We start from the raw sequence: 1,018 nt of genomic DNA, 5'->3' as shown, positions 1-1,018 counted from the left end.
TGGGTGATGGGGTGGACGCCCCCGGCGGCATCGATGTGCCAGAGTGAGGGTGTTGAACATCACTCGAAGGAGGCGTCCGTGCCTGAGGTTACCACGATCGGTCTTGATATCGCGAAGAACGTTTTTCACGCGCATGGTGCTGACGAACGGGGGCGAGGCATGTTCTCGAAGCGTCTGACACGAGCGAAGGTGCTCGATTTCTTCGCCGCACAGCCGCGCTGCATGGTTGCGCTGGAAGCCTGCGGCGGCGCGCATCATTGGGCTCGGGAACTGATGGCACTCGGACACGAGGTTCGGCTGATCCCACCGGCCTACGTGAAGCCTTTCGTGAAGCGGCAAAAGAACGATGCGGTCGATGCGGAGGCGATCTGCGAAGCGGCGCAGCGTCCGACCATGCGTTTTGTGGCCGTGAAGAGTGAAGAGCAGCAAGCCTCTGCCCTCGTGTTCCGCACGCGCGATCTTCTGGTCCGCCAGCGCACACAACTCATCAACGCGATCCGTGGGCATCTGACCGAGTACGGCTGGGTGGCACCGAAGGGAGCGTCCCACGTCTCGATGCTGGGTGATCTTCTCGATGAGGAGATGGGCGCCTCGCTGCCGCCGGCGGCCGTTGCGATGTTCCGGGTCATGCTGGATCTCCTCGCCGATCTCGATGAGCGTATCGCGGGTCTCGACCAGGAGATCGCGACGAGGGCCCGTGAGGACAAGACGGCGCGGCGGCTCACGACCATTCCGGGGATCGGCCCGATCACGGCCACGGCGCTGATCGCGTTGGCGCCGGCGGCCGAAACGTTTGCCAAGGGCCGTGACTTCGCTGCCTGGCTCGGCCTGACACCGCGTCAGCACTCGACGGGCGGCAAGCAGAAGCTGGGCGCGACGTCGAAGATGGGCGAGCGAACGCTGCGGCGACTTCTAATCATCGGCGCGAGCGCCGTCATTATCCAAGCCGTGCGACGCGGAGCGGCCAAAGGCTCGTGGCTCGAGCAGATGCTGGCGCGCAAGCCGCGCATGCTCGTGA

Annotated in this window: 1 protein-coding gene; it reads left to right on the top strand. The window is 64.7% G+C overall.

The genetic code is table 11. The features are described 5' to 3' along the window. Positions 1 to 78: 78 nt before the first annotated feature. Positions 79 to 1,018, top strand: a 940-nt coding sequence (locus ABRA89_RS20380) for an IS110 family RNA-guided transposase (RefSeq protein ID WP_349943333.1), incomplete at its 3' end; no start/stop codon positions are given.

Origin of the sequence: Fulvimarina thalattae (genome assembly GCF_040239565.1) — a bacterium.
In the GTDB taxonomy this organism is placed as follows: domain Bacteria; phylum Pseudomonadota; class Alphaproteobacteria; order Rhizobiales; family Rhizobiaceae; genus Fulvimarina.
This window is presented reverse-complemented; position numbering and strand designations above follow the sequence as displayed.